Annotated in this window: 22 protein-coding genes; 16 read left to right on the top strand and 6 right to left on the bottom strand. The window is 71.5% G+C overall.

From position 1 onward, the window contains the following. Positions 1 to 2 precede the first annotated feature (2 nt). Complete coding sequence (locus tag QSK39_RS06525) at positions 3 to 467, bottom strand: MarR family winged helix-turn-helix transcriptional regulator (RefSeq protein ID WP_284742892.1); 465 nt, start codon at positions 465 to 467, stop codon at positions 3 to 5. Positions 468 to 572: 105 nt separating this feature from the next. Here QSK39_RS06525 and QSK39_RS06520 point away from each other — a divergent pair, with 105 nt between their 5' ends. Continuing rightward, the gene (locus QSK39_RS06520) at positions 573 to 995 is read left to right on the top strand and encodes a nitroreductase family deazaflavin-dependent oxidoreductase (RefSeq protein WP_285476733.1); all 423 of its coding nucleotides are present in this window, start codon (positions 573 to 575) and stop codon (positions 993 to 995) included. 4 nt (positions 996 to 999) lie between these two features. Here QSK39_RS06520 and QSK39_RS06515 read toward each other — a convergent pair whose 3' ends face one another. Then, positions 1,000 to 2,265, bottom strand: coding sequence for an FAD-binding oxidoreductase (locus QSK39_RS06515; RefSeq protein WP_285476732.1), 1,266 nt, complete (start codon positions 2,263 to 2,265; stop codon positions 1,000 to 1,002). Between the two features lie 70 nt (positions 2,266 to 2,335). Here QSK39_RS06515 and QSK39_RS06510 point away from each other — a divergent pair, with 70 nt between their 5' ends. The 4 genes from QSK39_RS06510 (at position 2,336) to QSK39_RS06495 (ending at position 6,886) form a co-directional block, all read left to right on the top strand. Further along, entirely contained in the window at positions 2,336 to 3,214 is an 879-nt protein-coding gene (locus tag QSK39_RS06510) for a LysR family transcriptional regulator (protein ID WP_285476731.1), read from the top strand. A 270-nt stretch (positions 3,215 to 3,484) separates the two neighbouring features. Beyond that, positions 3,485 to 4,276, top strand: coding sequence for an oxygenase MpaB family protein (locus QSK39_RS06505; protein WP_285476730.1), 792 nt, complete (start codon positions 3,485 to 3,487; stop codon positions 4,274 to 4,276). A gap of 43 nt (positions 4,277 to 4,319) precedes the next feature. Then, positions 4,320 to 5,885, top strand: coding sequence for a DUF8728 domain-containing protein (locus tag QSK39_RS06500; RefSeq protein WP_285476729.1), 1,566 nt, complete (start codon positions 4,320 to 4,322; stop codon positions 5,883 to 5,885). A gap of 38 nt (positions 5,886 to 5,923) precedes the next feature. Further along, the gene (locus QSK39_RS06495) at positions 5,924 to 6,886 is read left to right on the top strand and encodes a DNA polymerase domain-containing protein (RefSeq protein ID WP_285476728.1); all 963 of its coding nucleotides are present in this window, start codon (positions 5,924 to 5,926) and stop codon (positions 6,884 to 6,886) included. 234 nt (positions 6,887 to 7,120) lie between these two features. Here QSK39_RS06495 and QSK39_RS06490 read toward each other — a convergent pair whose 3' ends face one another. After that, complete coding sequence (locus tag QSK39_RS06490; RefSeq protein WP_285476727.1) at positions 7,121 to 7,885, bottom strand: CDP-alcohol phosphatidyltransferase family protein; 765 nt, start codon at positions 7,883 to 7,885, stop codon at positions 7,121 to 7,123. A gap of 78 nt (positions 7,886 to 7,963) precedes the next feature. Between QSK39_RS06490 and QSK39_RS06485 the strand changes: the two genes are divergently transcribed. Genes QSK39_RS06485 through ribA form a run of 6 tightly spaced genes read left to right on the top strand, consistent with a single transcriptional unit; the run spans position 7,964 to position 12,907 of the window. Beyond that, positions 7,964 to 8,926 (top strand): zinc-dependent alcohol dehydrogenase, encoded by a 963-nt coding sequence (locus QSK39_RS06485; protein ID WP_285476726.1) that lies wholly within the window; start codon positions 7,964 to 7,966, stop codon positions 8,924 to 8,926. Positions 8,927 to 8,957: 31 nt separating this feature from the next. After that, positions 8,958 to 9,356: a 6-pyruvoyl trahydropterin synthase family protein gene (locus tag QSK39_RS06480; RefSeq protein ID WP_284742883.1), complete on the top strand. Its 399-nt coding sequence runs from the start codon at positions 8,958 to 8,960 to the stop codon at positions 9,354 to 9,356. Beyond that, the gene (locus QSK39_RS06475; protein ID WP_285476725.1) at positions 9,353 to 10,420 is read left to right on the top strand and encodes a glycosyltransferase family 4 protein; all 1,068 of its coding nucleotides are present in this window, start codon (positions 9,353 to 9,355) and stop codon (positions 10,418 to 10,420) included. Before QSK39_RS06480 ends, QSK39_RS06475 begins: the two co-directional genes overlap by 4 nt. Continuing rightward, a complete protein-coding gene (locus tag QSK39_RS06470; RefSeq protein WP_285476724.1) occupies positions 10,417 to 11,244 on the top strand; it encodes a methyltransferase domain-containing protein in 828 nt (275 codons plus the stop codon). The genes QSK39_RS06475 and QSK39_RS06470 overlap by 4 nt, the downstream gene beginning before the upstream one ends. Next, a complete protein-coding gene (locus QSK39_RS06465) occupies positions 11,241 to 12,260 on the top strand; it encodes a lysylphosphatidylglycerol synthase transmembrane domain-containing protein (RefSeq protein ID WP_285476723.1) in 1,020 nt (339 codons plus the stop codon). Before QSK39_RS06470 ends, QSK39_RS06465 begins: the two co-directional genes overlap by 4 nt. Continuing rightward, positions 12,257 to 12,907, top strand: a complete 651-nt coding sequence (gene ribA / locus QSK39_RS06460; RefSeq protein WP_285476722.1) for a GTP cyclohydrolase II — start codon at positions 12,257 to 12,259, stop codon at positions 12,905 to 12,907. Before QSK39_RS06465 ends, ribA begins: the two co-directional genes overlap by 4 nt. Here ribA and QSK39_RS06455 read toward each other — a convergent pair. Then, positions 12,896 to 13,594 (bottom strand): creatininase family protein, encoded by a 699-nt coding sequence (locus QSK39_RS06455; protein WP_285476721.1) that lies wholly within the window; start codon positions 13,592 to 13,594, stop codon positions 12,896 to 12,898. The two genes, ribA and QSK39_RS06455, sit on opposite strands and share 12 nt — an antisense overlap. A gap of 28 nt (positions 13,595 to 13,622) precedes the next feature. Here QSK39_RS06455 and QSK39_RS06450 point away from each other — a divergent pair, with 28 nt between their 5' ends. From QSK39_RS06450 to QSK39_RS06430, 5 genes are all read left to right on the top strand, one after another. Beyond that, complete coding sequence (locus QSK39_RS06450) at positions 13,623 to 14,423, top strand: inositol monophosphatase family protein (protein ID WP_285476720.1); 801 nt, start codon at positions 13,623 to 13,625, stop codon at positions 14,421 to 14,423. A gap of 141 nt (positions 14,424 to 14,564) precedes the next feature. Then, positions 14,565 to 16,046: a serine/threonine-protein kinase gene (locus QSK39_RS06445; protein WP_285476719.1), complete on the top strand. Its 1,482-nt coding sequence runs from the start codon at positions 14,565 to 14,567 to the stop codon at positions 16,044 to 16,046. A 120-nt stretch (positions 16,047 to 16,166) separates the two neighbouring features. Beyond that, entirely contained in the window at positions 16,167 to 17,225 is a 1,059-nt protein-coding gene (locus QSK39_RS06440) for a glycosyltransferase (protein ID WP_285477947.1), read from the top strand. A 39-nt stretch (positions 17,226 to 17,264) separates the two neighbouring features. Continuing rightward, on the top strand, positions 17,265 to 17,810 hold the full coding sequence (locus tag QSK39_RS06435; protein ID WP_285476718.1) for an SLATT domain-containing protein: 546 nt from the start codon (positions 17,265 to 17,267) through the stop codon (positions 17,808 to 17,810). Between the two features lie 43 nt (positions 17,811 to 17,853). Then, on the top strand, positions 17,854 to 18,759 hold the full coding sequence (locus QSK39_RS06430) for an RNA polymerase subunit sigma-70 (protein ID WP_285476717.1): 906 nt from the start codon (positions 17,854 to 17,856) through the stop codon (positions 18,757 to 18,759). Between the two features lie 7 nt (positions 18,760 to 18,766). Here QSK39_RS06430 and QSK39_RS06425 read toward each other — a convergent pair whose 3' ends face one another. Beyond that, entirely contained in the window at positions 18,767 to 20,515 is a 1,749-nt protein-coding gene (locus QSK39_RS06425; RefSeq protein ID WP_285476716.1) for an ATP-binding protein, read from the bottom strand. Between the two features lie 148 nt (positions 20,516 to 20,663). After that, on the bottom strand, positions 20,664 to 23,909 hold the full coding sequence (locus tag QSK39_RS06420) for a GH92 family glycosyl hydrolase (RefSeq protein ID WP_285476715.1): 3,246 nt from the start codon (positions 23,907 to 23,909) through the stop codon (positions 20,664 to 20,666). Positions 23,910 to 23,998: the final 89 nt, after the last annotated feature.

Genomic DNA, 23,998 nt, shown 5'->3' with positions numbered 1-23,998 from the left:
CGCTAACAGGCGGGGCCCTCGCAGGTGCCGTGCTCGTAGGCCTCCAGCGTCGAGATCACCAGCTGGCGCTCGGCCGGCGTCAACGGCGCCAGCGCGTTGCTCCACGCCTGCGCACCGCGCGCCAGCCACGCGTCCACCGCCGGGCGCCGCTCCGGGGTGATGCTCACGATCGTGCGGCGGCGGTCCGCCGGGTCCTCGTCGCGGTTCAGCACGCCCTGCCGGCTCAGGTCGCCGACCATCAGGCTCGCCGTCGTCGGGGCGACCTCCAGGCGCCCCGCCAGCTCGGTGACCGTCATCGGGCCGTCGAACAGCAGGATCGACAGCAGCGACAGGTGCCGCGGCGCGAGCGCGCAGCCGTCCAGCTCGTCGGGGACCGGGGTCCGCTTCGCGCGGCCGACCAGCCGTGGCATCAGCAGCAGGAGCCTGCGTACGCCGTCTTCGAGGCTCAACCCGCCCTGCGTTGACACCGGCTGCCTCCCGTCGGTAACTTTGTTTGCAAAGCAAACGCTTCTCGGTCTCCCGAGCGTACCTCGGGGCACGGACGAGCGTACCGGCCAGAAACAGGGGATCCCATGACTACGCCAGCCGACATGAACGACTTCAACACCCAGGTCGTCGAGGAGTTCCGGGCCAACGAGGGCAAGGTCGGCAACTACTTCGAGGGCAAGAACGTGCTGCTCCTCACCACGATCGGCGCGAAGAGCGGGCAGGCGCGCCTGTCGCCGCTCGTCTACACCCGTGACGGCGACAAGTTCGTCGTCGCCGCGTCCATGGGTGGCGCTCCGAAGAACCCGGCCTGGTTCCACAACCTCGTCGCCAACCCGAAGGTCACCCTCGAGGTCGGCACCGAGACCTTCGAGGCCACCGCCACCGTGGTCGAGGACCGCGCCGAGCGCGACCGCCTCTACGCGGGCATGGTCGCGCACGCCGAGGGCTTCGCCGAGTACGAGACGAAGACGACGCGCCTCATCCCGATCGTCGTCTTCGAGCGCTGACGCCTCAGCCGAACCTCCCCGCCGGGTCGTACTTCGCCTTCAGCTGCTTCAGCCGGGCGCGGTCCCCGGCGGGGAAGGCCGTCGCCAGTTCGGCGGCGGAATGCTCGCCGTAGAGGAACGGCAGGAGGCGGCCCGTCGACCACGGCGCGAGCGCGTCGAACAGCTTCGCGTGCGCGTTCTTGATCGCGTCGACGCCGTCCTCGACCACCGACAGCGCCCGTACGACGAACTCCGCCGCCTTGTCCCAGCCGACGCCGCTGGTGCCACGCCGGGCCAGTTCGCCGCCGAGCCGGTCGATGATCAGCACCGTCTCCGGGTCCGCGTGCTCGACGATCGACGCCAGCATCGCGTCGTTCAGCGCCTCCACCGTCGCGTTGGTCCCGTGGTAGGGGTGCGGGTGCGGTGGGTCGCTCGCGATCGACCCGGAATCCGTGTACGGCAACCGCTTCAGCGTGTCCAGCAGGACCGGCGCCGCGGTTCGCAGCGGCTCGGCGAGCTGGTCGCCGTCATCGCCGAGGTAGGCGATCCGGACGTTGGCGACGTGCTTCCCGCGGATCGGCGCGGGCAGGAACGGCAGGTCGGGCAAGGCGACCACCGCGATCGACGTCGTCAGCTCGTCGGGCGCGGCCACCGCCCACGTCCGCCAGGCGCGCAGCACCGCGGGCAGGTCCGCCGCGTCGAAGTACAGCCCGCCGCCGTACAGCTCGGTCACCGGGACCAGGTCGAACTCCAGCGCCGTCACGATGCCGAAGCCGGCGCGGCCACCGAGCAGGGCCCAGAACAGGTCGGACCCGGGTGTCGCCGTGCGAAGTTCGCCGTCGGGGGTGACGACGTCGATCGCGCGCACGTGGTCGGCCGCGCGGCCGAACCGCCGTGCCATCAGGCCGAAGCCGCCGCTGAGCGTGTAGCCGACGACGCCGACGTCCGGTGACGAGCCGCTCAGCGGGGCCAGCCCGTGGTTCGCGGCGGCCTCGATCACCGCACCCCACCGAACTCCGGCTTCGACGCGCGCGGTCCGCTTCCCGGCGTCGATCTCGATGCCGGTCATCCGGCGCGTGCTGATGAACAGGCCGTCGGTGCCGGCGGTCAGGCCGTGTCCGGTGGCCTGAACGGAGACGGTCAGGTCGTGCTCGGCGGCGTACTTCACCGCGGCGACGACGTCGTCGGCGGTCTCGGCGGCGGCGACCACTGCGGGCTGCGTGGCCACGGACGTCTGGAAGCCGGAGATCTCTTCGGCGTAAGCGTCATGGCCGGGTCGGAATGTCTGCATGTCTCCAGCTTCGGGTCGCCCCGGTCAGAAGTCCAAGATCTGGTTTGTCTGACTACTAGAATCAGCGCTTATGGAACTGCACCAGCTCGCGTACTTCGTCGCCGTCGCCGAGGAAGGCAACTTCACGCGCGCGGCGGACCGGCTGCACGTCGCCCAGCCCGGGGTGAGCGCGCAGGTCCGGCGGCTGGAGCGCGAGCTGGGGCAGGAGCTCCTCGACCGCTCGGGCCGCACGGTCCGGCTCACCGACGTCGGCGCCGCGGCGCTGCCCCACGCGCGAGCGGCGCTCGCGGCGGTGAAGGGGGTACGCGAAGCCGTCGACGAGCTGGCCGGGCTGGTCCGCGGCCAGGTCGCGATCGGCGCGGTGACGTCGGCGGGCCCGGTGAAGCTGCCGGACCTGCTCGCCCGCTTCCACGATCGCTACCCGGCGGTCGAGATCACGCTGTCCGAAGCCAATTCGGACACGATGCTGGTGGCTCTGCGCGAAGGCCGGCTCGACCTGGCGGTGGTCGGTTTGTCGACCGACCCGCCGCCGGGCATCGCGACGCAGGTGCTGATCGACGAGCCGTTCGTCGCGGTGACCACGGAACTGCCGGCCGGCCGCGACGAGGTGGTGATCGCAGACCTGGCCGGGCTGCCGCTGATGGCGCTGCCGAAGGGGACGGGCTTGCGCACGGCGCTGGACGCCGCGTTCGTGCGCGAAGGGCTGACGCCGCGGATCGCGTTCGAGGCGGCCGACCCGAACGTCCTGGTGCAGCTCGCGACGCGGGGGCTCGGGGTGGCGATCGTGCCGGAGTCACTGGCCCGCTACCACGAGGGGGAGCTGCGGGTCGTCACGATCGCCGGGCCCGGGCTGCGGGGCGTGCTGGCGCTGGCGTGGCGCACCGACGGCCCGCTGAGCCCGGCAGCGCGGGCGCTGATCGCGTTCGCCCGGGCGAACTACCGCTCTTGACGCTGGGCGGGTGCTCGCCGGGGATCCGCTGGCCGAAGGCCTGTTCGGCTGTTGGCGGATCACGTTGGCTGCCGCTGGTCGCCGCGAGTCCCGGCAGTTCGCTCTCGTCAGGCGCGGCTTCGGTAACCGCGTCGGGGGCTGCGGGGCGTGCTGGCGCTGGCGTGGCGCACCGACGGCCCGCTGAGCCCGGCGGCGCGGGCGCTGATCGCGTTCGCCCGGGCGAACTACCGCTCTTGACACATCGTCAACAGTTGTCGTTCCCTGGATGGCGTGACTGCTCTCCGGGACGCTGTCGTCGGGGCCGGGCTGCTCGCGGGCAGCGCGAACGTGATCATGCAGCTCTCCCGCGCGCCCGTCGGCTACGGCGTGCTCGAAAGCAAAGTCGACAGCGGGAACCTCTTCCGCCACCCCGTGAAACGGACGCGGACCACCCTCACCTACCTCGCCGTCGCCACGATGGGGACCGACGCCGAGCGCGCCGCCTACCGCCGTGGTGTCAACGAGGCCCACGCCCAGGTGCACTCGAGCGCCGAAAGCCCGGTCGCCTACAACGCCTTCGACACCGACCTGCAGCTGTGGGTCGCGGCCTGCCTCTACAAGGGCTTCGAGGACGTCTACCTCGCGTTCGTCGGCGGCGAGCCGGCGCACTTCTACGGCGAGGCCGCCGCGCTCGGCACGACGTTGCAGGTCCGGCCCGAGATGTGGCCGGCGGACCGCGCGGCCTTCGAGGAGTACTGGGCAGCCGGGCTGGCCGAGGTCAGCGTCGACGACACCGTCCGCCGCTACCTCACCGACATCGTCGACCTGCGGTTCCTGCACCCGGTCGTCGCCGCGCCGGGGCGGCGGTTCCACCGCTTCGTCACGACGGGCTTCCTCCCGCAGCGCTTCCGCGACGAGATGCGCCTGCCCTGGACCGCGGCCGACCAGCGCCGGTTCGACGCGCTCCTGGCCGCGGTCGGCCGGGTCACCCGCCTGCTGCCCGCGACCGTGCGGCGGTTCCCCTTCAACCTCTGCCTCTGGGACCTGCGCCGCCGCCTGCGCACCGGACGTCCGCTCGTCTGACTTGCCCCGTTAGAGTGGCGGCTCCGCCACCCGAGGGGATGCCATGACGGCGATCGAGACCGACGTCGCGCCCGAGGAAACCAGGACCTCCCGCCGGACGCCGCTGGTCATGGTCTCCGTGGTCCTCGTGGCCGTCTTCCTCGCCGGCGCCTGGGCCGCCTGGTCCCTCACCATCGACGACGCGTTCATCAGCTTCCGCTACTCGGCGAACCTCGCGGCCGGCAACGGCCCGGTCTGGAACGTCGACGGCCCGCGCGTCGAGGGCTTCACGAACTTCGCCTGGGTCGTCTGGTCGGGACTCGGCGCGTGGCTCGGACTCGCATTGCCGCTGTTCGCCAAGGTGACGTCGCTGCTGCTCGGCCTGGGGACGCTGTACCTGCTGGTCCGGGAAGGCCACCGCCGCGCCGGGCTGACCGGCGTCCTGGTCGGGGCCGGCGCGTACGTCGTGTTCCTGCCGACGTACTTCCACATCACCGCCGGGCTCGAGACCGCCGCGTTCGCCGCGGTGCTGCTGCGCGTCGTCGTGCTCGGGCTGCGCGTGCTCGCGAACGAGCGGGTGTGGACGTGGGAGCCACCGGTGCTGCTGCTCCTGCTCGGCATGCTCCGGCCGGAAGGCGTGCTGGCCGCGCTGCCGGTCGTCGCCCTGTGGTTCCTGCGCGAGCGCGGCGCGGCCCGCTGGTGGTGGACCGGGGGTGCGGCGGTCGTCGGTGCCGCGTACTTCGGGTGGCGGTGGCGCTTCTACGGCCAGCTGCTGCCGAACACCTTCTACGTCAAGTTCGGCAACCTGGACTCCGGCTGGATCTGGACGAAGCACACGACGCTGCTGCTCCTCCCGCTCCTGCTGCTGACGCTCTCGCTCGTCTTCCGCAAGGCGACGCGGGCCGTGGGCGGGCTCCTGGTGGCGACCGTCGCGGTCACGTATGTGACGTATGCGGTGTCCGGGCCGACGATGGACTACCTCGACCGCTTCGCCGACCACGCGATCCCCGTCCTCTGCCTCGGCGCCGGGATCGCGGTGGGGACGCCGGCCCAGCGGGTCGTGGGGGCGGTGCTCGGGCTGGTGGCCGTCGGCTGGTCGGCCGTCGCCGGGACGAGCTCTCCCGAGCTGGGACTGATTTCGAACTACGGGATGGACCTGCAGCGCGCCCACGTGCCGATCGGCAAGGCACTGGCCGAGTCCGACGTCCCGGCGGCGGACCGGACCGTCGCCGTCACCGACGCCGGCGCGATCCCGTACTACAGCGGCTGGACGTCGATCGACTACATCGGCCTGAACGACCCGGAGATCGCCCACGGTGCCGATCCGACCGAGGTCGTCATGCGGAGGCGGCCGACGGTGCTCGTCGTGACGTCCGTGGGCCCGCAGCCGGTGGGCAAGCGCTACGGCTTCGACGCGGCCAGGGCCACTGCCGGCTACGAGCAGGTCGCCTCCGTCGAGATGCGGGCCGGGTACTGGCAGGACGTCTTCGTGCTGCCGCCGTACGCGGCGACGGTCGGCGAGCACGTCCGGCAGCGCGCCGACGCGGCCCGGCAGGTCAACGACCCGGACCGGCCGGAAGCGACCGTCGGCCGCTGGCTCGACCGGCTCCGCTCGCAGCTGCCATTTTGAGAGTTGACCGCTTCGCGCGCGGGCGCGAAGGTGGGCCGATGAGCAGCAGCGACGAGGTCCGGCACGGCGTCAAGCTGAGCAGTCTCGACCAGGAGGTCTTCTCCGGTGCGGGGGTGACCAAGCGGGAGTGGCTCGACTACCTCGAAGCCGTGTCCGACCGGATGCTTCCCGAACTGCGCGACCGGCTGCTGACCGTGCTGCGGGTGCTGCGCGGGCAGGGCCCGTTCATGCAGAAGAACCTGCCGAAGTACACGCCGGACTGGGTCGAGCGGGTCTCGGTGTGGGCCGAGGCGTCCAAACGGGACGTTTCGTACGCGCTGTGCAACGACCTCCGCACGCTGATCTGGTTCGGCAACCAGCGGGCGATCGAGTTCCACACGTCGCTGTACCGCGGCGAGGCGTCCCACGGCCCGACCCACCTGATCCTCGACCTGGACCCGCCCGCCGACGGGCCGTTTTCCCTGGCCATCGGGGCCGCGGGGCTGGTGCGCGAAGCCCTGCGCGCGGACGGGCTCGACGGCGCGGTGAAGACGAGCGGTTCCAAGGGCGTCCACGTCTTCGTGCCGCTGGCACCGGGCCAGTCGACCGAGGACATCGCGGCGGCGACGCGGGCGGTCGCGGCCCGCGCCGAGCGCATCGACCCGTCGCTCGGGACGACCGAGTTCGTCAAGGACCGCCGCGAAGGCAAGGTGTTCCTGGATTCGACCCGCGCGGGCGGCGCGACGGTGGTGTCGGTGTACAGCCCGCGCCACCGGCCGGGCGCGCCGGTGTCGTTCCCGGTCCGGTGGGCCGACCTGGACGGGGTGAAGCCGGGCGACTTCACGGTGCAGACGGCCGCGGCGCAGCTCGGCGACGGCCCCGACGCCTGGACCGAGGAGATGCCCGAGCCGTTCGTGCTGCCGGCGGACCTGGTGGCAGAGGGCCACACGATCCCGATCGCCCGGGTCCTGGCGATGCACGAGGGCAAGCGCCGGGCCCGGGCGGCCCGCGAGTCGAGCTGAACCACCCGGCCCGCGTGCCTGCAGGGTCGACTCGCGTACCTAGGCAGTCGACTCGCGTGCCCAGACGGTCGGTTCGCATGCTTGGAGGGTCGACACGCGTGATTGGGCGGTCGACACGCGTGATCAGAACGCCGACTCGCGTACCTGGAGAGTCGGTTCGCGTACCCAGACGGTCGGTTCACGTGCTTGGAGGGTCGGCTCGCGTGATTGGGCGGTCGACACGGCCCGGTGCGGTCAAGCTGCCTGGTTGTGGCCTCGCCAAGCCGCGGGACCGTGCGGGCGCCGGAGCGTCGCGCGGGTGATCTCCACGATCCGGGCCGGCTCGGACGTCGGCACGCGGTGGCGGGCCAGCCACACCGTGTCGCGGCCGAACGACCACACCAGCGACGCCAGCGCCGCCACCACGAAGGCGAAAGCCAGCGCCGAAGGCAGCAGGCCGGACACCGCGACCACCAGGACCACGCCCTGCACCGCGGCCACCGTCTTGCGGGCCATGCTCGGGTACAGCGGCGCCGTCAGCCACGGCATCGCCCAGGAAGCAGCCACGAACGCGTAGCGCATCAGGCCGATCGCCAGCACCCACAGCCCGAGCGTGCGGGACACCTGGATGCACAGCAGCAGGATCAGGAACGCGTCGACCTCCATGTCGAACCGCGCGCCGAACTCCGACGCCGTGCCCGTGCGGCGGGCGACCTGGCCGTCGAAACCGTCCATCGCCAGTGCCACCGCGACCAGCCCGACCAGCAGCCAGAGCGGGTGCCCGCCGTCGGCGATCAGCTCGGCCGCGCCGCCGACCAGGACCGCGCGGGAAAACGTGATCCAGTCCGCCGGGCCGAACTTCCCGCGGCCGCTCTGCCGCAGGCCCCAGCCCGTCAGCAGTACCAGCGCGAGGCCGTACACGGTCCCGGTCGCCCAGGCGAGCGGGGAGAGGAAACCGGCCCCGGCGGCGAGCGCCCACACCGGGACCGCCGAGCGTAGGAGAAGTCCGTTCTTGATCATCTTTTACTCCGCGAATCGGCACGGGTGCTCATAAGGTGGCGGCGACACCAGCCTCCGGTCGCCTGCAAGGGAGAACACGTGGAACAGGCTTTCTGGGTTCAAAGCCCCGACGAAGGCGCCCTCCGGACCGTGACGCTTCGTGAGCCGGAACACGGCGAAGTCCTCGTCCGCACGCTCTTCTCCGGCGTCTCCCGCGGCACCGAAACCCTGGTCTTCCGCGGCGGTGTCCCGGCGAGCCAGCACGACGTCATGCGCGCGCCGTTCCAGGAGGGCGAGTTCCCCGGGCCGGTCAAGTACGGCTACCTCAACGTCGGCGTCGTCGAGCAGGGCCCGGCCGACCTCAGAGGCAAGACCGTCTTCTGCCTCTACCCGCACCAGACCGCGTACGTCGTCCCCGCGAGCGCCGTGACGCCCGTGCCGGACGACGTCCCGCCCGGCCGCGCGATCCTCGCCGGCACGGTCGAGACCGCGGTCAACGCCGTCTGGGACGCGAAGCCGAAGCTCGGTGACCGGATCGCCGTGATCGGCGCCGGCATGGTCGGCTGCAGTGTCGCGAAGCTGCTTCAGGGCTTCCCGGCCACCCGCGTCCAGCTGATCGACGTCGATCCCGGCAAAGCCGACGTCGCGAAGGCCCTCGGCGTCGACTTCTCGACTCCCGAAGAAGCCAACGGCGACTGCGACCTCGTCGTGCACGCGAGCGCCAGCGAAGCCGGCCTCGCCAAGGCCCTGGAGCTCCTCGCGCCGGAAGGCGAGGTCGTCGAGCTGTCCTGGTACGGCGACCGCCGGGTGAGCGTGCCGCTCGGCGAGAACTTCCACTCGCGGCGGCTGACGATCCGCGCCAGCCAGGTCGGGACGGTCGCCCGGCCCGACCGCGACTACGCCCAGCGGCTCGGGCTCGCCCTCGGGCTGCTGGCCGATCCGGCGTTCGAAGCGCTGGTCAGCGGCGAGTGCATGTTTGAAGATCTTCCGTCGGTGCTACCCCGGCTCGCTGCGAATGAACTTTCCGCCCTCTGCCTCCGTGTCATGTATCAGCCGCAGTGACCACGTCCACCCGAACGCATCGGAGGTCTTGGTGTTCAGCATCACCGTCCGTGACCACGTGATGGTCGCCCACAGCTTCCGCGGGGAAGTCTTCGGACCCGCGCAACGCCTGCACGGCGCGACCTTCGTGGTGGATGCCACCTTCCGCCGGACCGACCTCGACGAGGACAACATCGTCGTCGACATCGGCAAGGCCACGGAAGAGCTCGGGGCGGTGCTGAGCGACCTGAACTACCGCAACCTCGACGACGAGCCGGTGTTCAAGGGCATCAACACCTCCACCGAGTACCTCGCGAAGGTCATCGCCGACCGCCTCGCCGACGCCGTCCACGCCGGACGCCTCGGCGAAGGCGCGCGTGGCCTCGAAGGCATCGCCGTCTCGCTGAAGGAATCGCACGTCGCCTGGGCGAGTTACGAGCGTGCGCTGTGAACAGCTTGTACGTGGTCCTCCCCGGGGACGTCGACGACGCGTCCGTCCCGAGCGGCGGCAACACCTACGACCGCCGGCTGTGCGACCGGCTCACCGAGGCCGGCCTCGACGTCCACGAGATCGCCGTCTCCGGCAGCTGGCCGCGCCCGGACACCGAGGCCCGCGCGGTCCTCGGCCACCTGCTCTCCGCGCTGCCCACCGGGTCCGCGGTGCTCCTCGACGGCCTGGTCGCCTGCGGCGTGCCCGAGGTCGTCGTCCCGCAGGCGCGCCGGCTCTCGCTCTCGGTGCTGGTGCACCTGCCGCTGGCCGACGAGACCGGCCTGCCGCCCGCGCTGGCCGCCGAGCTCGACGCGCTCGAGCGCGAGACGCTGCGGGCCGCGAGCTCGGTCATCGCGACCAGCGAGTGGGCCGCGCGCCGGCTGGTGAGCCACCACGGGCTCGCTCCGCACCGCGTGCACGCCGTGCCCCCCGGCGTCGACCCGGCCCCGCCGGCCATCGGCACCGACGGCATGTCGCGCTTGGTCTGCGTGGCCAACGTGACCCCGCGCAAGGGCCAGGGCGTGCTCGCCCAGGCCCTCGAAACCGTCGCCGACCTGCGCTGGACGTGCGAGTGCGTCGGCGGGATCCGGCGCGAGACGAAGTACGTCGAGCGGCTGCGCGAGCACCGGCTCGGCGCCCGCTTCACCCTCACCGGTCCCCGCACCGGCGCGGCGCTGGCCGCCACCTACCACTCCGCCGACCTGCTCGTGCTGCCCTCGCGCGGCGAGACGTTCGGCATGGTCGTCACCGAGGCCCTCGCCCGCGGCGTGCCGGTGCTGACCACCGACGTCGACGCGCTGCCCGACACCGTCGGCGTCGCGCCGGACGGCTCGGTCCCGGGGATGCTCGTCCCCGGCGACGACGTCGAAGCGCTCGGCGCCGCCCTGCGCCGCTGGCTCACCGAGCCCGAGCTGCGGACGCGGCTGCGCGCCTCGGCGCAGCTGCGCCGCGAGACCCTGACCAGCTGGGACGACACGGCCCGCCGGATCGCCGAAGTCCTGCAGCGGCAGGAGGCGGCGGCATGACCGCGTTCGCGCCGGACTGGCTGTACCTGCGGGAGCCCGCCGACGCCGCGGCCCGCGCCACCGAACTCGTCGACACGCTGCGCGAGCACCTCCCGGAAGACGAGCTCGTCATCCGCGACCTCGGCTGCGGCACCGGCTCGCTCGGCCGCTGGCTGGCCGCCCGGCTGCCCGGCACCCAGCGCTGGATCCTGCACGACGAGGACGCGGAGCTGCTCACCCGCGCCCGCACCTCGCTGCCGTCCACCGCGCTGGACGGCAGCCCGGTCGACGTGGTCGCCGAACAGCGCGACGTCACCGCGCTGCGCGCCGCCGACCTCGCCGGGACATCGCTGGTCACCGCGTCCGCGCTGCTCGACCTGCTCACCGAAGCCGAGGTCACGGCGCTGGCCAGGGCGATCGTCGAAGCGGGCTGCGCGGCGCTGCTGATGCTCTCGGTCACCGGCCGGGTGGAACTGTCGCCTGCCGACCCGCTCGACGCCGCCCTCTCCGCAGCGTTCAACGCCCACCAGCGCCGGCTCACCGGGGGCCGGCGGCTGCTCGGCCCCACCGCGGTGGACGTCGCCGCGACCGCGTTCGGCAGGCTCGGTGCCAGGGTCGTGCGCGCCGAGAGCGCCTGGCGGCTCGGCCCCGACCAGGCCGAACTGCAGCGGCAGTGGCTCGAAGGGTGGGTCGGCGCGGCCGTCGAGCAGCTGTGGGAGCTGCGCCCGGCCGCCGACGTCTACCTGCAACGGCGGCTCGAGATGGCCGACGCCGGCGAGCTGCACGCGGTGATCCACCACGGCGACCTGCTGGTCCTGCCGCCGAGCCTGGAGGTGGCGGCGTGAAGCGCGCGCTGGCCTGGCTGCGGATCCTCGGCGCCTTCGCCATCCTCGGTGTCCTCGTCTGGCAGCTCGGCAGCGACGCCTTCCTCGACGGCCTCGGCCGGATCAGCACGCCCGGCGTGCTCGCCGCCCTGGTCATCGGCTTCGCGACGACGCTGTTCAGCGCGGGGCGCTGGCAGCTCGTCGCCACCCGGCTCGGCCTGCGGCTTTCGCTGCGCACCGCGGTCGGCGACTACTACCGCGCGCTGTTCCTCAACGGCGTGCTGCCCGCGGGCGTCCTCGGCGACGTCCACCGCGCGGTGCAGCACGGCCGCGACTCGGGCGACGTGCCGCGCGGCGTGCGTGCCGTCGTCCTGGAGCGCACCGCCGGCCAGCTCGTGCTGATCGCGTCCGCGGTCACCGTCGTGCTCGTGTCGCCGGACGTCGTGCCCGGCGCGTTCCGCGAGGTCGTGACGATCACCGGGGTGGTCGTCGTGCTGGCCGCCGTCGGCGCGCTCGTCACCGGCCGCCTCTTCGGCGGGCGCTGGATCCACAGCGGGTCGAAGTGGCGTCGCGGCTTCGCCGTCACCCTCGCCGACCTGCGGCTGGGCCTGTTCACCCGCGAGACCTGGCCCGGCGTGGGCTTCCTGTCGGTCGCGACGCTGGCCGGGCACCTGGCGCTGTTCGTCGTCGCCGCCCGCGTCGCCGGGGTCGACGCGCCGGTGGGGCAGCTCGTGCCGCTGATGATCCTCGCGCTGCTCGCGATGGGTCTCCCGCTCAACGTCGGCGGCTTCGGCCCGCGCGAGGGCGTCTGCGCCCTGCTCTTCGGCGCGGCCGGCCTGGGAGCCGCCCAAGGTGTCACCGTCGCTGTGGTCTACGGCGTGCTCACGCTCGTCGCGAGCCTGCCCGGCGCCGGTGTCCTGCTCGTCCGGAGCGTCGCCGGGTTCCGCGTGACCCGCGCTCCGCACACCGGTGTCCTGCCTGCTCCGCGCACCGCGGCGGACACCGGGATCGAATCGGAAGTGGAGTTGAAGTCATGACCGCAAGCGACGTGATCGGGGACCTGCCGCACCGGCCCGTGGTCGAGCGGGTGGTCGACACCCGGCTGCCGACCCGGCACGGGACGTTCCGCGCGGTCGGCTACCTCGACCGCACCGGCATCGAGCAGGTCGCGCTGGTGTTCGGCGAGATCGCCGAGCTCGGCACCCTGACCCGCGTGCACAGCGAATGCCTCACCGGGGACGTCTTCGGCTCGACGCACTGCGAATGCGGTGAGCAGCTGGCGGCGGCGCTGGACCGGATCGTCGAAGAGGGCTCGGGCGTGCTGGTCTACGTCCAGGGCCACGAGGGCCGCGGGATCGGCCTGCTCGCGAAGCTCAAGGCGATGCGGCTGCAGGACGAGGGGCTCGACACGGTCGACGCGAACGTGGCGCTCGGCCTGCCGGTCGACGCCCGCGACTACCACGCGGCGGCCGGCATCCTGCAGGACCTGGGGGTCCGGTCGGTGCGGCTGCTGTCGAACAACCCGCAGAAGGTCGAACAGCTCACCCGCTACGGAATCCGGATCAGCGAGCAGGTTCCGCTGCTGGTTCCGCCGAACCCGGAGAGCCTGCGGTACCTCCGCACGAAGGCCGAGCGGATGGACCACCTGCTGCCGCACCTGGGGCAGGCGTTCTCAGGCGCCTAACACCTCGAGCACACCGGCGAAACGCCGGACGAGCGTGTCCAGCACGACGTGTCCCTTCGCCGCGCTCGCCAGCGACGGACGGCCGACCACCCCCGACTCCGTGTACGCCCGCAGGCCCAGCGTCAGCAGGTGCTCCCGGTCGGTGACGTGGTCGGCCGTCTCGTGGCCGGGCCGCACCAGGTGCGGGTGCGCGTGCAGCAGGATCGACGTCTCCAGCTCCCCGGCGTGCATGTCGTCGTCCAGCGACGTGCGCAGCCCGGCCGCCGTGTGCGCGGCCTGCCAGTCCGCGACGCCGGGGAACAGCGCCATCGCGCCGGCGGATTCCTGGACCACATTGGACAGTACGTAGTTGCCGCCGTGCCCGTTGACCAGCACGAGCTGGCCGACGCCGGACGCGCTCAGCGAGGCGGCGACGTCGGTGACCACGGCGTGCAGCGTGCGGGCGGAGATGCTCACGGTGCCGGCCCACGCCGCGTGCTCGTGGGAGCACGAGATCGTGATCGGCGGCAGGTGGAGCACGGGGTAGGCATCGGCGACGGCTTTCGCGAGCGTCGCCGCGATGACCGTGTCGGTCGCCAGGGGCAGGTGCGCGCCGTGCTGCTCGAAGCTGCCGATCGGCAGCACCGCGACCCCCGCGCCCCGCTGCTGCTCGTCGACGCTGGTGGCGAGCGGGAACAGGTCGGTCATCAGCACGTCCCTTCACTAGGTTGGAGTCATGAGCGAGCATGCCGCACTACTCGACGTCGCGCGCGAAGCCGTGGCGAAGGCGACGGAGATCGTCCGGTCGCGCCCGACTTTTTCCGTTTCCGCAAAAGGTGATCGCGACCTGGTGACCGACGTCGACACGGCGGTCGAGGACGCGCTGCGGGAGTTCCTCACGGCCGAGACGCCGGAGATCGGCGTCCTCGGCGAGGAGCGCGGCCGCAGTGGCGACGGTGGCGGCCGCTGGTGGGCGCTCGACCCGATCGACGGCACCGCGAACTTCGCCCGCGGAATTCCGCTCTGCGGGATTTCCCTGGCGCTGGTGGACGGCGAGCACAGCACGGTCGCCGCGATCGCCCTGCCGTACCTCGGCGTCACCTACACCGCGGCGCGTGGAGAAGGTGCTTTCGCGAACGGGGAGCGCGTCTGCGCGTCCGTCGCGACGGAGCTGTCGGACGCCATGATCGCCGTCGGCGACTTCGCGATAGGCCGGTTGGCGGAAGAGAAGAACGCGGCGCGCCTGCGGCTGCTGTCGGACCTCGGCGCGCGGGCCCAGAAGATCCGGATGCTCGGCACCGCGGCCATCGACCTCGCCTGGGTGGCGGACGGAAAGCTCGACGCCGCACTGATCCTGTCCAACAACCCGTGGGACACCATGGCCGGTGTGCTGCTCGTGCGCGAGGCCGGCGGGGTCGTCGTGGACCGCGACGGCAGTGAGCACACCGTGGGTTCGTCGTCGACGATCGCCGTCGGTGCCGGGCTGCGCAAGGAGATCGTGGACGCACTTGATCGGGCACATGGGGTTGTTCGTTAGGATTTGCGGGTACACGGTGGGCAGCGCCACAACGCTCGATTGCGCTGTCCGTCCGAGGTTTTCGGTTACGTTGGTACCGGCCGGCCGATGATCCTGGCATGCTGGCCGGATCTCGTCGGCACACTTTGTCAAGAATGGTGGATGCTCGTGGAAAGTCGCCGGATCCGCGATCGGTACCGGCTGCTCGAGCCGATCGGCGGCGGCGCGATGGGCACGGTGTGGCGGGCCCAGGACGAAATGCTCGGCCGCACCGTGGCGATCAAGGAACTCCTGCTGCCGCACGACCACGACGAGCACCGCACCGAAGAGGCGAAGAACCGCGCGATGCGCGAGGCGCGGATCGCCGCCCGGTTGCAGCATTCCCACGCGATCACCGTGTTCGCCGTCCTCGAGGAGGAGGACCGGCCGTGGTTGATCATGGAGTACCTGCCGTCGAAGAGTTTCGCCGTCCTGATCCAGGACGAGCCCGTCGCCGTCGACGACGCCATCCGCATCGGCGCGCAGATCAGCTCGGCGCTGGCCGGCGCGCACCGCGCGGGGATCGTGCACCGCGACGTGAAGCCGGCCAACATCCTCGTCTCCGACGACGGCACGGCGAAGATCACCGACTTCGGCATCTCCCGCGCGATCGGTGACGTCAAGCTGACGGCCACCGGCGAGATCGCCGGCACGCCGGCGTACCTCGCGCCCGAGGTGGCCCGCGGCGAGGACGCCGACTTCGCCGCCGACGTCTTCTCCCTCGGCGCCACGCTGTACGCGGCCGTCGAGGGGCAGCCGCCGTACGGCACGGCGGACAACCCGATCGCCTTGCTCTACAAGGCGTCCAGCGGCGAGATCGAGCCGCCGGCCAAGGCGGAGCGGCTGACTCCGCTGCTGGAGCGGATGCTCGCCACCGACCCGGCCGACCGGCCGTCGATGGACGAGGTCGAGCGCGAGCTGCGCGCGCTGCTGACGGACGCGGAGCCGGGCGAGTCGGTGCTCGCGGAGACGCTGCCGGAGACCGAGGCCACCCCGGTGGCAGCCGTGCCGACCGTGCCGGCCACGGTCGCCGTGCCGCCGCCCGGTGAGGTCGCCGCGGTGTCGCCGGGCGCGCGCAAGGGCATGATCGCCGTCGGGGCGGGCGCGGCGCTGCTGTGCGTCGCGGTCGTCGTCGCGATCCTGCTGGTCGTGCGGCAGAATCCGCCGCAGGACAACGCGGCACCGCCGGCCGCGTCGCAGCCGGAGAGTTCAGCGTCCGTGACACCTCCGTCGTCGGCGTCACCTTCGCCGGCGCCCACTTCGGCACCGACGACCACGCCGCCGCCCACGTCGACGCCCGTCTCGCCGGTGTCGTCGACCAAGACCGCTGACCAGGCCCTCAGGGACTACTACGCGCTGCTGCCGGGCAACCCGGCGGAGGCGTGGAAGCTGCTCACCGCCAACTTCAAGGCGACCCGGCACCAGACGTACGAGTCGTACCGGAGCTTCTGGTCGCGGTACAAGTCGGTGCAGGCGACCAGCGTCAAGGAGGTCGGCCCCAGCAAGGTGACCGCGACCGTCCTCTACGACGGTGGCAAGGCCGAGAACGACACCTTCACGATGGTCCAGGTCAACGGCGTTTGGATGATTGACGTCCAGAGCTGAACCGACTCGCTCCCGGCCGCGTGTGACAGATGAGGCGTCATCGTCGTCGACCGCGCTGGAGGTAGCCGTGTCCCTTTCCGCCGCCCTGCTCCGGCGCTCGCGATGAGGCCCGCCGACCCGATGGTGTTCATCCTCCCGGCCGCGCCGCCGGGGAGCGACACGTACGACAAGCGCATGTGCCAGAACCTGCCCGCTGTCGGGCAGCCGGTGCTGGAGCTGCCGCTCGCCGGCGAGTGGCCGGAGCCGGACGCGACGTCGAGACGTCGCCTGGCCAGATCCCTGGCCGCGCTGCCGGACCGGACGGTGGTGCTGCTCGACGGCGTGATCGCCTCGGGCGTGCCCGAGATCGTCGTCCCGCACGCGCGGCGGCTGCGGCTGGCGGTGCTGGTGCACCAGGCCCTGGCCGACGAGCCCGGCCTCGACCCGGCGCACGCGGCGGAGCTGGACGCGTGCGAGCGCGAGACGCTGCGGATGGCCGGGATGGTCGTCGCGACGAGCCCGTGGCTGGCCCGGCTGCTGATCGACCGCCACGACCTGGACCCGGCCCGCGTGTACGTGGCCAAGCCGGGCACGGACGCGGCCCCACTTGCCGCGGGCGCGGACGGCGTGTCGCGGCTGCTGTGCGTCGGCGACGTGACCCGCCGCAACGGCCAGGACGTGCTGGTCCAGGCCCTCGGCGAAGTCGACCACCTGGCACTGTCGTGCGTGATGGTCGGTTCGCTGGAGGCAGACCGCGGGTACGTCGACGAGCTCGGGTGGTCCATCGAGCGCCTCGGCCTCGGTGGCCGGATCACCCTGGCCGGTGACGCGGTCGACCTGGGCGCGGCGTACAACGCGGCGGACTTGCTGGTGATCCCGTCCCGCGCGGCGACGTCCGGCATGTTCGTGGCGCAGGCGCTGGCCCGCGGGATCCCGGTGCTGGCCACCGAGGTGGGCGGGGTGTACGACGCGCTCGGCGTGGACGCCGACGGCGAGATGCCGGGCTTGCTGGTGGAGCCGGACGACCCGTTTTCGCTGGCTGACGCGTTGCACCGGTGGTACGCGGACCCGGAGCTGCGCCGGTCGTTGAGGACGGCGGCGCTGGGCCGGGGAAGTGCGCTGGAGGAGTGGGAGGCCGCCGCCCGGCGGCTGACGCAGGCGCTGTCGAGGCTGGCTTCCGAGCCCCGCATCGTCGCCTGACGCTTGCCGCGGGGGCGGTGGGTCCGAGAACCTGGCCCGATGTCGTTCAAACGCCCGGCTCCCGGCCGTGCCCTCGATTCCGAGCGCGGGTACCTCGAAGTCGCCGGTCGCGAAGCGGACCGGCCATTGCGTGACACCCTGCTCGGCTTCCGCGACCTCGTCTCGGCCGACATGGACTGGTGCAACATCCGGAAGAGCCGGTTCCGCCGCAATGCGTCGGTGGTGCGCATCGCCGTGCTCGTGCTCACCGCGGCGTCGACGGTGGTGCTCGGCATCCAGGAGATCCCGGCGCGGGCGTCGATCGCCCTGCCGATGGTCGCGCTGGTCACGGTGCTCGGCGGCCTCGAGACCTTCTTCAGCTGGCGGTCGCGTTGGGTGCTCATGGAGGAGACGCGTTACCGCTTCAACCGGCTGCGCGACGACATGGACTACTACATCGTCGCGACACCGACCGCCGAGCTGAGCCGCCACCGGCTCCAGGAGTTCTTCGACCAGCACCAGGCGACCTGGTCGGACGCCAGCCGCCAGTGGGTCGAGTTCCGCCGGCTCGACCGGCCACCGCAGTCGCCCGAAGTCCGGGCCTGACCGATTCCTTTTGCCGCCGCCGGTGGTCAGCAAGAGTGTGACCGTGGATTTCGAGACCTACCGGCGTGAGCTGCTGGCCCACTGCTACCGCATGCTCGGCACCCCCGACGAGGCCGAGGACGTCGTCCAGGAGACCTACCTCCGCGCGTGGCGGGCGTACGACCGCTTCGAAGGCCGGGCCTCCGTCCGCTCCTGGCTCTACCGGATCGCGACGAACGCCTGCCTCACCGCGCTGGAGCAGCGGGGACGCCGGCCGATGCCGTCCGGGCTGGGTGGGCCCGCGGCCGATCCGGATGCCCCGCCCGTCCCGGCCGAACCCGCCGACGTCTGGCCCCGGCCGATCCCCGACTCCCTGATCACGTCCGACGAGGACGACCCGGCAGAGATCGCCGTGGCCCGCGACGGAGTACGGCTCGCGTTGATCGCCGGGCTGCAGCTGCTCCCACCGCGGCAGCGCGCGGTGCTGATCCTGCGAGAGGTGCTCGCGTTCCCGGCGGCCGAGGTCGCGGAGATGCTGGGCACGAGCGTCGCGGCGGTGAAGAGCACGCTGCAGCGCGCCCGCGCCACCCTCCACGACGCTCCGGAGGTCAACCCCCTCACCGAGCCCGAGCAGCGCGAACTCCTCGACCGCTACATGAGCGCGTTCATGAACTCCGACCTGGCGGCCCTGGAGAGCGTCCTGCGCGACGAGGCGGTGATCGAGCCGCTGCCGTCGCGATCGTGGTTCGCGGGGAAGCGGACGTGCGTCGCATTCTTGCGCCACGTGATGGGCGAGCCGGGCGAGTGGCACATGACCCCGACCCGAGCGAACGGCCAGCTGGCGGCGGCGACCTGGTACCGCGGCGAGCCGTTCGGGCTGGCGGTCCTGACCCTCGGCAAGGGCGGCATCGCGCGGATCACGGTGTTCGGCTTCCCTGACCTGGTGGAGCGGTTCGCCGGGACGCGGTGATCGCCGACTATTCGCCGAGCGCGATCTGCCCTGTCCGGCGATACCGAGTCGCCGGGTTTCGCACGTTCGCTTCGGTTGTCTCCACCACGCCTTCGCTCCGCAGGATGCGCAACCACCTGGTGACCGTCTGGTCTGTCAGGCCGGTTGCCATCGCCAACTCGAGCCTCGACCTCTCACCATCGCCGAGGGCGGCCAAGATTTCGCCCCGGCGGTCTGCTCGCTTCCGAGCGGAGCCGGCGGTCGTCCCGGAGTCGGGGAGGAGTGCGGGGGCGAGCCGGTATCTCGTCCAGCGACGGTTGCCGTTCTGCACCACCAGTTCGCGCGCGAGGAGGTCACGCAGTTCATGAGTCGCCACGCGGGAGTCGACGCGGGTTTCCGTCCGGTAGGCCTGATTGTCGAGATGCCCGCCTTCGCGCAGGATCGCGAGTCCGACGCACTGGCTCTCGGAGAGTCCGTGTTCCCCCAGGGAATTGATCCACTCGACGGTCTCGTCCCCCAGCAAGGTGTGGTTGGGGAACGTGACGGTGAAGGTGCTCACCCGGCTCTTGAACGCAGGCAGGCTCATCCGCGCGGCCCGGAGAGCGTTGATCATGGTCCGGATACCCGAGCCGCGGTTCTCGCAAATCGCGTGCGTGCCTCCGGGCAGCGGCACGTCTTCGAGGATTCGCAGGAGGCTCGCGTTCCTCGCGGATGAGACGCCCTCTTCGCCGAGCTGTTCCTCGGTCACGGGGCCGAAGAGGCCGCCGGGATTCCGGATGGTCAACCTGTCGGGATACATCTCGACCTGTACCTGGGTACCGCGCGCGTCCGGTGAGAGGTCGCGGTGGACGAGCGCATTCACGATGGCTTCCCGGAGGGCTGCTTCGGGGTACTGCCAGATGTCCGCGCGGCCTGCTCCGTGCACCACCGACCGCCGCGTCATGTTCTTTCGCACCGCGATGAGCGCGTCGCGGACGATCACCGGTATCGGTCCTTCCGCCACCATGTTGTCGACGAACCGCTCTCCGGTCGTGAGGTCGGCGCCGTCCGGGGTCGGGTAGTTGACGAAGGTGAGCATCAACTGCGGGAGGTGCTCCTGCGGATACCGGCCGAGCGCGAGCAGTCCGCCGACGCTCACGACGACAGTGTCGTTCGTGCCGTTGACCAGGACTTTCGCCCTACGCAGGGCGGCGATGTCGTCGAGCTCGTTGAACGCGTAGGGACGGCGGGTGCGGAGGCGGGTCAGGAGGGCTTCGACGAGGGCCGGGTCCAAGTCGGCGAGCCCGGTACCGGGAACGGGAGCCTCGTCTTCGTGTGGCTGGCCTCGGTTCGCCAGCAGGAGCTGCACCTCGTAGCTGGTGAGCTTTCGATCACCGTCGCCGACTCGGACGAAGCTGCCCTGACTCATGCCGGCGCCCCGGCTGAAGCAGGGCTTGCGGTTCGATGCCAGTTCCGGGATTTCGGCCACGAGAATCCGAGTGCCCTCGAACTCGTGGATGCCGATGTGCGGACGTAGCGAAGGCTCGATCTCCGCGGTGCACATGTCCGCCAGATCCGACGACATCTTCGTCGGGTCGGACAAGCCAGTGGGCGCGAAGCCTGCCTGCTCGTCGAGGCCGAGGATCAGCGTGCCTCCCCGCGTGTTGGAGAACGCCACCAGCGACTCACGAGCCGACCGGGGCAGACCGCCCTCCGCTCGCTTGACCTCGACATCAGTGACGTCACTGCCGAGCGCGCGAAGGTTGTCGACGATCTCGGCGAGTTCTTCGTCCTGCATCGTCCGCTCCGTCGCTCCGGGCCACCATGTTAGTTGACATGCTAGTTCGCATGTTAATTAACAAGATGCGCGGGGTGACGAACGACTACTGACAGTCTCCCTGGCCTGGTGGAGCGGTTCGCCGGGTCGGACCCGGCGAACCGGACCATCACGCCAGGGTGAGCGCGTAGATCTCGACCCGCGGGTCGTTCGGCAGGCTCACCGACTGCAGCGTCTTACCGCCGTCGAGCGCCGCCGGGATGCCGAACAGCCGGACCGGCGGTCCGTCGACGCCGCTGCCCGCCTTGATGCGGTGCGGCATGTCCAGCACCACCGACGACCCCGACCCCGCCCAGTCCGCGAACGTCACGGCCAGGTCGGCGCTGGTGCCGTCGGTGTAGTGCGCGGTCAGCGTCGTCGACACCGGCCCGTTGTGCGACGACCCGACGAGCCGCAGCGAACTGTGCGCGCCCGCCGGGAGCAGCAGGGACTGCCCCCGCGCCTCGACGAAGTTCGCCGCCGTGCCCGTGGCGTCCGGAGCTGCGTAAGTGACGCCGTCCCAGGTCACCGGGCCGGCCGCCGGCAGCAGCGATGCGTCGTAGCTCCAGCCGCCTCCGTCGAAGTTGCCCTCCGAAGACGCCGTGACCGTCGCCGTGCCGTCGTGGTTGTAGTCGCGGCCCAGGTCGACCGCGCACTGCGTGCCGGATGAGACGCACGCCGACGGTGTCCGCACCTCGATCGTCGCCGACCGGGAAACGCTGTTCGTGCCCAGCCCGGACACCTTGACCTGCACCGGATACATCCCGGCGGCCGCCCCGGCAGGGACAGTCACCGTGATCGGCACCGTCTTCTGCACCGGCAGCCGTCCCGACCAGATCACGTCGATCGGCTGGACCTTGGCCTTCCATCCCGAAGGTACGGTCGCCGACACGGTCACCGGCTGCAGCAGCGGGTTCTGCGCGAGGACGTCCAGGTCGAGGTGCACCTGCTGCGCCCCGCCGGCCGGGATCACCACGGACGTCTGCCGCAGCGACGCGTCGACGTGCCGTCGCAGGTCACCCACGGCGTTGTTCACCGACGGCGGCTCGGCGTTGGCGGACGTCCCCCACGAGGACGGCTTCGACCCGAGCTTGTGGCTCAACACACCGCCGTGCGAAAGCGCGGACCAATCCAGCGACGTCTGCCGGACGTCCCGGCCGTTGAGCGACACGCTCTGGACGTACCGGTTCGCGTCCGAAGCCCCCGGCGCGTTCACGGTCAGCGTGCCGCCCTGCGAACGCCCGTACTGTCCGATCCGGACGGTCGCCGACTCGAACTGCGGGCTCGACACGGCGAGGAAGTTCGCGCCGCTCATCGTCGGGTACAGCCCGAGCGACGAGAAGACGTACCAGGCGGACATCGTGCCGAGGTCGTCGTTGCCGGTCATGCCGTCCGGGCCGGTGGTGAACAACGTCATCGCCGCGCGGACGACGGTCGCGGTCTTCGACGGCGTCCCCACCCAGTTGTACATGTACGGCGCGAGCAGGTCGGGCTCGTTGTTCGGGTTGTACGTCGGCTTGCCGTAGTAGTCGTAGGGGCTGGAGATCCAGTCGTTGCGCGCGGTGCCGGCCGGGTCGGTGAGCAGCTTGTCGTAGGCGAAGAAGGAGTCGAGCCGCTTCTCGGTCGGCTTCTTGCCGCCCATCAGCGACACGAGCCCGGCCGGGTCCTGCGGCACGAGCCACTGGTACTGGTAGGCGCCGCCCTCGTGGAACTGGTGGTCGGCGTCGACCGGGTTGTACGGCGTGAGGAACGTGCCCTCGGTCGTGCGCGGGCGGAACGCCTGCGTCGAGGAGTCCCACAGATTCTTGTACCACTGGCCGCGGTCGGCGAACATCCGCGCGTCGGCCTGGTGGTTCAGACCGCGGGCCATCAACGCAAGCGCGGCGTCGGCCGCCGAGTACTCCATGGTCGCCGACGCCGGGTGCTCGCAGTCGTTGTCCCCGCCCTTGGCCGCGCAGTCCTTGCCCAGGGTGAGCCCGCTCGGGATGTACCCGCGGTCGTTGTAGTAGTTGACGCCGGAGCGGCCGTTGTACGGCGAATCGGCGGGCGGCGTGCTCGTCGCGTTCTTCTTGAGCAGCGCGTACGCCTCTTCTTCGTGCCCGGCGAGCAGCCCCTTCGACCACGCCTCGACGAGGAACGGCGTCACGGGGTCACCGGTCATGATGTTGGTTTCGCTCTCGGCCAGCGCCCAGCGCGGCAGCCACCCGCCATCACGGCCGATGGCGACGACCGACAGCGCGACATCGCGCGCGACCTGCGGTTCGAGCATTTCGAGGAGCTGGTTCTGCGGGCGGTAGGTGTCCCAGAGCGAGAAGTTCTGGTACGGCGTGTACCCGGCGGCCGTGTGCACCTTGCCGTCGAAGCCGGTGTACGCGCCGTCGGTGTCGCCGGCCAGGTTCGGGTGCAGCTGCGAGTGGTAGAGCGCGGTGTAGAACGCCGTCTGCCGCTCGGTGGTGCCGCCGCCGATCTTGATCGCGCCGAGCTTGTCGGCCCACTGCTGGTGCAGCGCCGCGCGGGTGGCGTCGAAGTCGTAGTCCTTCGTTTCCGCGGCCAGGTTCTTCCGCGCGCCGTCGAGACCGGTGTAGGACAGGCCGACCTTGAGGACGACGTCGTGGTCGGTGGTGGCGTCGAAGCTCGCCCAGGCGCCGTTGCCGCCGGTGCCCGCGGCGTCGCGGCTGCCGTCGGTGCGCGTCGAGCCGCGCCAGGTGCCGTAGGAGCTGAACGGCCGGTCGAAGGTGGCCGTGAAGTAGACGGTGTGCTCGTCGTGCCCGGCGCAGAACCCGCCGGCGCGCACGCGGCCTTCGAGGGTCCGGTCGCCGACGACGTGGATCTCGGAGTCCTTCACCGACTGGTTGGCCTGGCCGGTGTTGAACAGGACGTTCGCCTGCCCGGTCGAGGGGAAGGTGTAGCGCTGCCAGCCGGTGCGCGCGGTCGCCGTCAGCTCGGCGTTCACGCCGTACTTCTTGAGGCCGACGCGGTAGTAGCCGGGCTCGGCGTGTTCGTCGTCGTGGCTGTACTCGGACTTGTAGGCGTCTTTGTCAACGTTGTCGACGGCGCCGGTGGTCGGCATGATCGGCAGTTCGCCCATCACGCCGCAGCCGACGCCGGACAGGTGCGTCTGGCTGAAGCCGTAGATCGCGTTCTGCAGGTAGTCGTAGCCGCCCTGACCGCCGGTGTCCGGGCTGACCTGCACCATTCCGAACGGCGCGCTCGCGCCGGGGAACGTGTTGCCGAAGTTCTGCGTGCCGACGAAGGGGTTGACCAGGCTCACCGGATCCGCCGGGGCGGGCGCGGCCTGCGCCACGGCGGGCGCCAGGCCGACGACCACCACCCCCGCGGCCACCGCGGCGGCCAGCCGTCTGCTCTGCGACCACATGGGCGCACCTCCCAGAGATGACAACGTTGTCAGAAGCGGACCTTTGGTCAGGCCCTCGGTTCGGTCAGCAGCTTTCCACCTCGATGGGC

Source organism: Amycolatopsis sp. NBRC 101858 (assembly GCF_030269325.1).
Classification (GTDB): domain Bacteria; phylum Actinomycetota; class Actinomycetes; order Mycobacteriales; family Pseudonocardiaceae; genus Amycolatopsis; species Amycolatopsis ponsaeliensis.
The sequence above is the reverse complement of the archived record's forward strand: the minus strand, read 5'-3'. Positions and strand labels throughout refer to the sequence as shown.